Origin of the sequence: Tabrizicola sp. (genome assembly GCF_031377265.1) — a bacterium.
Lineage (GTDB): Bacteria > Pseudomonadota > Alphaproteobacteria > Rhodobacterales > Rhodobacteraceae > JAUYQR01.
On record NZ_JANMET010000186.1, the window covers coordinates 1 to 8092 of the forward strand.

Below are 8092 nucleotides of genomic sequence, written 5' to 3' on the forward strand. Positions count from 1 at the left end.
GCCAAGTTCGTCCTTCATTAGCGCCATGTAGGTCAGCGCGTCCTTGGCCTTGGCGATGCCGCCTGCGGGTTTGTAGCCGACCTTGATGCCGGTGCGGTCTTCATAGTCGCGGATGCAGCGGATCATCGTCAGGGTCACGGGAAGGGTGGCGTTGACCGGTTCTTTGCCGGTGGAGGTCTTGATGAAATCGGCCCCGGCCATCATGCAGATGAGGGAGGCGCGGGCGACGTTGCGCAGGGTGCCAAGTTCACCCGTGGCGAGGATGGCTTTGACATGGGCATCGCCGCAGGCGGCGCGCATTTCGGCCATCTCATCATACAGGGCCTGCCAGTTTTGCGTGAGGACATGGCGGCGGGAGATGACGATGTCGATCTCGCGCGCGCCGGCCCGCACGCTTTCGCCGATTTCGGCGATGCGAAGGCGGTAGGGCGAGAGGCCTGCAGGAAAGCCGGTGGAGACGGCGGCGACCGGGATCGCGGTGCCTTCCAGCGCCCTGACGGCGGTTTCCACCATCTCGTGGTAGACGCAGACTGCGCCAGTCGTGATGTTCGGCAGGCCAAGCTTTTCCAGCATCCAGGGTGCGACAGGCTGGCGCGCCTTGGCGCAGAGGCGGCGCACCCGGCCTTCGGTATCATCGCCCGACAGAGTGGTGAGGTCGATCAGCGTGATCGCCTTTAGCAGCCATGCGGCCTGCCATTCCTTTTTCACCGAACGGCGGCCGGAGATGGTGGCGGCGCGGCGTTCGATGGCAGAAGTGTTGGCCTGCACGCTTGCGACCCAATCAAGATCGAGCGGCATGCCGGGGTTGCGGGCATGCGTCAGCTGCGGCAGGAGGTCTTTTGTAGGTGTCAGCGTTTCCAAAGGGTCCTCCGCCCGTGCCGGATGGGCGCGACGATGCCATGCAAGGCCCCGTGCCGCAAGGGTGCTGGCCCGGGTTTTCTGACCGGATGGTCAAGAAACTGCCGCTGGTGCGCGGTTGACCTTGGCCAGCTAAAGATGCCTTCTGCCGCGAAACGACGGCATGGAGGACGCACGCAATGCAGGATCTGGACCTTACAGGGCATTGGGCGGGCATCCTGTCGCTGATCATCTTTGTGATCGCCTACATCATGGTGGTGTTCGAGGAATCCACCCACATGGCGAAATCAAAGCCAGTGATGCTGGCGGCTGGTCTGATCTGGGCACTGATCGGGATCGCCTACATGATGGCGGGGCAGTCGGAGGCGGCGCATTCCCACGCCCGCGAGATCATTGAGGAATATGGCGAGTTGTTCCTGTTCCTGATCGTGGCGATCACTTACGTCAACACGCTGGAGGAGCGCCGCGCCTTTGATGTGCTGCGGGTGAAGTTGATCGGGCTTGGGCTGGGGTATCGGCAGTTGTTCGTGTTGACCGGGATCCTTGCGTTCTTTCTGTCATCTGTGCTGGACAACCTGACCACGGCGTTGGTGATGGGTGCGGTGGTGATGGCGCTGGGCCGGGACAATGCGAAATTCGTGGTGATCGGTTGCATCTCGATTGTCGTCGCGGCCAATGCCGGGGGCGCGTTTTCGCCGTTTGGCGACATCACCACGCTGATGGTCTGGCAGAAGGGCAAGCTGACGTTCTTTGAGTTTTTCGCACTGTTTGTGCCGTCGCTGATCAACTGGCTGGTGCCTGCGGCGCTGATGTATCTGTCGGTGCCGAATGAAAAGCCGTCTGCCGAGGTGCGCAATGTGCGCGGCAAGCCGGGGATGATCGGGGTGGCAGTGTTGTTTGCGCTGACCATCGTGACGGCGGTTTCGTTCAAGAACTTCCTGAACCTGCCGCCAGCCCTGGGGATGATGCTGGGCCTGGGGTATCTGCAACTGTGGTCCTATTACCTGCGCATGAAGGGCACCCGCAAGGGCGACGAGGACATGGTGCTGGACAGCTTCAAAGAAGTGCAACGGGTGGAATGGGACACGCTGCTGTTCTTCTTTGGCATCATCTTTGCGGTGGGGGGCTTGGGGGTTCTGGGCTATCTCGCGCTGGCGTCGGAGCTTTTGTACACCGATCTGGGGCCGACCTATGCGAACGTGATCATTGGCCTGCTGTCGGCGATTGTCGATAATATCCCGCTGATGTTTGCGGTGCTGACGATGGATCCGGCGATGTCGGATGGCCAGTGGCTGCTGATCACGCTGACCTGCGGCACCGGCGGATCGATCCTGTCGATCGGGTCGGCGGCGGGGGTGGCGCTGATGGGGCAGGCCAAGGGGGTCTATACCTTTGGCGCGCATCTGAAATGGTCTTGGGCGATTGCGCTGGGGTACCTGGCGGCGATTGGCGCGCATCTGGTGATCAACGCGGCGCTGTTCTGACGGGGGTGAATTTGCGGAACCGAGGGCAGCGCCTGACCGCCGGGTGGGCGCTGCAACGGCGGTCTTCGCTCTTGATTCCGGGCGATGGTCAGGGGGAAGGCTGCTTCTTTGGGCCTTCCAGCGTGGCCCATGGGGTGCCGGTGCCGGGGTCGGGCAGGTCGGCGCGGTTGATGGTGCGGAAGATGTGGGTCTTGGCAAGGAACAGGGCAGACAAGGGCGCGGTCAGGAACAGGAAGACCGCGACCAGCACCTCTTGCCAGGTGATCCCCTGGCCGACCAAGAGCAGATCCAGCGCCGAGGCGATCAGCGCCGCGCCGACGCCGATAGTGGTGGCCTTGGTCGGCGCATGCAGGCGCTGCATCGGGTCGCGCAGTTTCAAGAGGCCATAGCTGCCGACAAGGCCGAAGACGCCGCCCAGCACCAGCAGTGCCGCGACAAGGATTTCGGCGAAGAGGATCATTCGATGATGCTCCCCCGCAAAAGGTACTTGCAGTAGGCGACGGTGGCGACAAAGCCGGTGAGCGCGAACAGGATCGCAGCCTCAAAGTTGAGGCTGGAGCCGGTGCGCACGGAGTAGAGCACGATGAGAGCGATGGCGTTCACCGTCATCGTATCGACGGCGAGGATGCGGTCGGTCAGGGTGGGGGCGGTGAACAGGCGGATCAGGTTCAGGATCAGCGCGATGCCGAAAGCGGCCAGCGCGAAGGTCAGGGCATAGGTCAGGATCATTCGAATATCCTTTTCAGACGGGATTCGTAGCGCGACTTGATGTCGTCGCGGATGGCATCGGGGTCCGGGGCGTGCAGCGCGTGGATCAGCAGCGCCTTGCCGCAGGACGACATGTCGGCGGTCAGGGTGCCGGGTGTCATGGTGATGGTACCGGCGAGCAGGGTGATCGCCTCGGGCGAGCGCAGGTCGATGGGTACGGTGATCCAGGCGGATTTGATCTGCGACGCGGGCATGAACAGCACGATCCGCGCGACCTGAAAGTTGGCGACGATGACGTCCCACAGGACCAGCAGCGTGTAGGACATCAGGCGCAGGGGGTGGGGCATCCTGGGCCGTTCGGGCCACCATGCGGCGGTTAGAAGCGGGATGGCGGTGGCAAGGATGGCGGCCATCACCAGGCTGCCGATCTTGAATTGATTGACCAGCAGCATCCACAGGATGGCAAGGGTGAGGGTCAGGTAGGGGTGGGGGAAGAGTTTACGGAGCATGGTCAGAGTATGCTCCGGTTTGAGGCGGTTGCCCGAACCGATTTGGAAACGCTCCAGTGGAGCGTTTGCTCGGTTCGTTGCCCATAAGGCTGAAGGCCGTTGGGCAAGGGGTTGTCAGCAGTCCTAACTATTGAGGAAATCAGGGCGCGCCTGCCTGGGGCGGGCGCTTTATCGCGCCTGCCCGGTGGTAGGCAGGCGCGGCCTGATTTGATTGAAATCAAATCCGGCAAGAAAGGATAGGTGCGGTTTCGTTGAAGGTTCATTCTGTACTAACGCCCCTCATAAAGCTGATTGGCGGCGATGTAGGGGGCGGGATCGTAGAGGGTTTGCGCCGTGGCATCCAGCCAGCTGGTGACGGGGCCCGCGAGGACGGTTAGCGCGGCGAGGGCGGCAAACAGCAGGAAGATCGCGGTGGTGGGAAGGGGCTCGGGGTGGGCGGCGGGCGTGCTCTCGGGTTTCCAGAACAGGGTGGAGCCGGCGCGGGCGAGGCCGAGGATCATCAGGAAGGAGGATATCAGGATCGCGGTCCAGATCAGCGGGGCCTGATCGCGCAGGGCTTGCAGGATCAGAAGCTTGCCGATGAAGCCGGACAGCGGCGGCATGCCTGCGATGGCGATTGCCCCGGCCATGTAGAGGCTGGCGGTCAACCCCGGTTGCGGGCCAGGGTGGCGGGTAATGCGGTCGGCCACGAGGAACATCGCGGCAGTGGCGATGGTGGAGTGCAGGATGTAGTAAAGCGCCGCCGAGGTGGTTTGCGGCGTGAACCCGGTGATGGCGATGAAGGCCGTGCCCATCGAGGCGATGGCACCGAAGGCCACAAGGCGCGGCAGGGTGGTGGCCCCAAGGATGCCGATGGCACCGACTGCCAGTGTGATCAGGGCGGCGGGCAGCAGCAGGTCCGCGATCAGCGGGCCGGTGGCGGGCAGGGTGGTGGGGAAGATCAGCGTGCCAAAACGGATCATGGAATAGGCGCCGACCTTGGTCATTACCGCAAACATGGCGGCGACCACCCCCGGCGCTTTGGCATAGGTGCCGGGCAGCCAGAATTGCAGCGGCACCAGCGCGCCCTTGATGGCAAAGACCAGCATCAGAAGGACGGCTGCCACGCGGATCAGCGCGGTGTCGCCCGCAGGCAGGTTCGGCAGTTTCACCGCAAGATCGGCCATGTTGAGCGTGCCGGTGACGGAATAGACGGTGGCCAGCGCGACCAGGAACAGCGAGGAGCCGACGAGGTTGAAGGCGATGTACTGGATGCCCGCGCGGGTGCGGGCCTGTCCGCCGCCGTGAATCATCAGCCCGTAAGAGGCGATCAGCAGCACCTCGAAAAACACGAACAGGTTGAAGGCGTCACCGGTCAGGAACGCGCCTGCGATGCCCATCAGCAGGAACTGCAGCAGCGGGTGGAAATGCGCACCCTTCGCATCCCAGCCGGAGCCTATGGCATAGAGGATGATCGGCAGCGCAAGGCCGGTCAGCAAGAGAACCATCAGCGCGGAGAGGCGGTCGAGCACCAGCGTGATGCCGAAGGGGGCAGGCCAGTTGCCAAGGAAATAAGCCTCGGGGCCATGGCGGGTGGCGGACCACATGAGCGCGATGGCGATGGCATTCAGCGCCACGACCCCCGCGACCGAGGCGATGCGTTGCAGCCTGAGGTCGCGGCGCAGGGCGATGACCATCAATGCGGCGAGGAGTGCTGGCAGCACGACAGGGGCGATGATCCAATGGGTCATTGGTCGTCACCCTTGATCATGTCGACCTTATCGTGGCCCGCCTCAAGGTAGGCACCAAGCGACATGATCACGATCACCGCCGTCATCCCGAAGGAAATGACGATGGCGGTCAGCACGAGGGCCTGTGGCAGCGGGTCGGCATAGCTCGCCCCGTCCTTGATGATCGGGGCCATGTTCACCGCCAGCCGCCCGGCAGCAAAGATGAAGACGTTGACGGCATAGCTGAGGAAGGTCAGGCCAAGGATCACCGGAAAGGTGCGCTGGCGCAGCATGAGGTAGATGCCGACCGAAGTGAGCAGGCCGATGGCGGTGGCGACCAGCGGTTCCATCAGCGCACCCTCCGGCTTGGGTCGATGTCAAAGGCAGTGGGGTTGACGGTTTCGCCTGCCTTGAGTGCCATGCGTGACAGCGAGGCGAGCGACAGCATCACCGCACCCAAGACGCAAAGGAACACCCCCAGATCGAAGATCGCGGCGGTGGCAAGCTCGAAGGTTTCGAGCGGCCAGAGGCTGACGTATTCGTAGCCCGAGGTCAGGAACGGCAGGCCCGCGACCCATGCCCCCACCCCGGCCAGCGAGGCAATGAGCACGCCCCAGCCGATCAGGATATGGTGGTCATAGCGCTGGCGCTGATGGCTCCACCCATAACCCGAGGCCATGTATTGCATGAGGTAGGCGATGGCAAAGATCAGGCCCGCGACGAACCCTCCGCCGGGCAGGTTGTGGCCGCGCAGGTAGATGTAGACGCCGACCATCATCGCCATCGGCAGCAGCACCCGTGTGCCGACGGCCAGCATCATCGGGTGGCGGTCACCTGCCTTGCGGGCCGGGGCCATGGCGGCAAGTCGGCTTGCGACGCCGGGGCTTTTCATCAGCGCCTCGGACAGCGCGAAGATCACGAGGGCGGCGATGCAAAGCACGATGATCTCGCCGTAGGTATCGTAGCCACGGAAATCGACGATGATGGTGTTCACCGCGTTGGTGCCGCCGGCGCCGGGTTTCGATTGCGCGAGGTGGAAGGCAGAGATCGGATCGAAGGCGGGGGCGCGGGTCATCAGCGCGTACACCAGCGCGCCCATCCCGATGCCCGCGATGCCGGCGATGGCGGCATCGCGCAGGCGGCGGGGGGTGGTGCTTTCCTTGGGCGTGGTTTTCGGCAGGAAATGCAGTGCGAGAAGCATGAGAAGGATCGTCACCACCTCCACCGCGATCTGGGTGAGGGCGAGGTCTGGGGCCGAGAAGTAGGCGAAGGCGATGGCGATGATCAGGCCGACAACGCCGGTCAGGATCAGGGCGATGACGCGGTCACGGTGCAGCATCAGGGTGGCGAGGGCCGCGACCATCAGGATGGCCCAAGCGATGACCGGGACCAGGTCCAGCGGCAAGAGGGCGCGGCTGCCGGGCAGATGGGGGCCGCCGGTGAAGGCCCATGTGCCAGCGGCGGCGATGGCGAGGATGGCGACTGCAATGGCGCGGGTCACCGCGCCGTTGTGCAGCGCCTCGGTCAGGCGGCGGGCGGCGGCGGCGAGAGGATTGATCAGCCCGTCGAAGATGCGCTTTGCGTCCGGGCGCGGGGTGGCGGCCCAGATCGCCATCAGGCGGGGGTGCAGGCCAAGCAGCATAAGGCCGCCGCCGATAGCGGCAAGCGACATCCAGAGGGCGGGGGATTGAAGGCCGTGCCAATGGGTGATTTTGGCGCTGACGGGTGCACCGGTGACGGCAGAGGCAGCAGCGTTGACCAGCCAGCTTGCCGAAGCCATCGGCAGGATGCCGATGATGACCACAAGCAGGGCGAAGAAGGCCGGGGCGGCCCAAAGGCCGACGCCGGGATCATGCGGTTTCGCGGGATAGTCGTCGCGCACCGGGCCGAGGAAGCCGTGCGCGAGGAACCGGAAGCTGTAGGCAACCGAAAAGAGCGCGCCGATGGTGGCCATCAGGCCCATCGCCCAAGGCGTGAGCCAGACGGTCTGTGCGGCCTCTTCCAGCATCATTTCCTTGGAGAGGAAGCCGTTCAAGGGCGGGATACCTGCCATCGAGAGCGAGGCAAGCAGCGCGATGGTGAAGGTGACCGGCATCAGCGTGCGCAACCCGCCGAGGCGCGGCAGATCACGGGTATGCGCGGCGTGGTCGACGATGCCCGCAACCATGAAGAGGGCGGCCTTGAAGGTGGCATGGTTGAGGATGTGGAAGACCGCAACAGTGGCGGCGGCCTTGGTGCCGAACCCCAGCAGCATGGTAATCAGGCCAAGGTGGCTGACGGTGGAATAGGCCAGCAGCGCCTTCAGGTCATCCTTGAACAGCGCGATTTTGGCGGCCATCACCATCGTGACAAGGCCGGTGGTGGCGACGATCCAGAACCATTCCGGCGTGCCCGACAGCACTGGCCAGAGCCGCGCCATCAGGAACAGGCCCGCCTTCACCATGGTGGCTGAATGCAGGTAAGCCGAAACCGGCGTCGGTGCTGCCATCGCATGCGGCAGCCAGAAGTGGAACGGGAACTGCGCCGATTTGGTGAAAGCGCCCAGAAGGATGAGGACCAGCGCTGGCAGATACCAGTCGGAAGACTGGATCAAGTCCTTGCTCTCAAGGATTACCGTAAGGTCATAGCTGCCAACGATGCCGCCCAGGATCAGCATCCCTGCGATCAGGCAAAGACCGCCGCCACCGGTCACGGCCAGCGCCATCCGCGCGCCCTGCCGCCCCTCGGGCAGGTGTTTCCAGTACCCGATCAGCAGGAATGACGTCAGCGAGGTCAGCTCCCAGAAGATCAGGAGAAGGAGGATGTTATCGGACAGAACGATGCC

8 protein-coding genes are annotated in these 8092 nt (G+C 63.9%); 1 reads left to right on the plus strand and 7 read right to left on the minus strand.

What is annotated here, in order from left to right; all coding sequences use genetic code 11:
- Positions 1-798: deoxyribose-phosphate aldolase (gene deoC, locus RMO18_RS10745; RefSeq protein ID WP_309665843.1), on the minus strand; the 798-nt coding region annotated here is incomplete at its 3' end.
- A 239-nt stretch (positions 799-1037) separates the two neighbouring features.
- On the opposite strand from deoC, the gene nhaD reads away from it, so the two are divergent.
- Positions 1038-2342, plus strand: coding sequence for a sodium:proton antiporter NhaD (gene nhaD, locus RMO18_RS10750; RefSeq protein ID WP_309665845.1), 1305 nt, complete (start codon positions 1038-1040; stop codon positions 2340-2342).
- 88 nt (positions 2343-2430) lie between these two features.
- Here the strand turns inward: nhaD and RMO18_RS10755 are convergent, their stop codons facing one another.
- From RMO18_RS10755 to mbhE, 6 genes are all read right to left on the minus strand, one after another.
- Positions 2431-2802 (minus strand): Na+/H+ antiporter subunit G, encoded by a 372-nt coding sequence (locus tag RMO18_RS10755; RefSeq protein WP_309665846.1) that lies wholly within the window; start codon positions 2800-2802, stop codon positions 2431-2433.
- Positions 2799-3071, minus strand: a complete 273-nt coding sequence (locus RMO18_RS10760; protein WP_405054049.1) for a K+/H+ antiporter subunit F — start codon at positions 3069-3071, stop codon at positions 2799-2801. The genes RMO18_RS10755 and RMO18_RS10760 overlap by 4 nt, the downstream gene beginning before the upstream one ends.
- A complete protein-coding gene (locus RMO18_RS10765; protein ID WP_309665847.1) occupies positions 3068-3559 on the minus strand; it encodes a Na+/H+ antiporter subunit E in 492 nt (163 codons plus the stop codon). The genes RMO18_RS10760 and RMO18_RS10765 overlap by 4 nt, the downstream gene beginning before the upstream one ends.
- A gap of 269 nt (positions 3560-3828) precedes the next feature.
- Positions 3829-5289: a monovalent cation/H+ antiporter subunit D gene (locus RMO18_RS10770; RefSeq protein ID WP_309665849.1), complete on the minus strand. Its 1461-nt coding sequence runs from the start codon at positions 5287-5289 to the stop codon at positions 3829-3831.
- Entirely contained in the window at positions 5286-5618 is a 333-nt protein-coding gene (locus RMO18_RS10775) for a Na+/H+ antiporter subunit C (protein ID WP_309665851.1), read from the minus strand. Before RMO18_RS10775 ends, RMO18_RS10770 begins: the two co-directional genes overlap by 4 nt.
- The coding region (gene mbhE, locus RMO18_RS10780) for a hydrogen gas-evolving membrane-bound hydrogenase subunit E (RefSeq protein ID WP_309665852.1) at positions 5618-8092 on the minus strand (2475 nt) is incomplete at its 5' end. The genes RMO18_RS10775 and mbhE, both read right to left, overlap by 1 nt.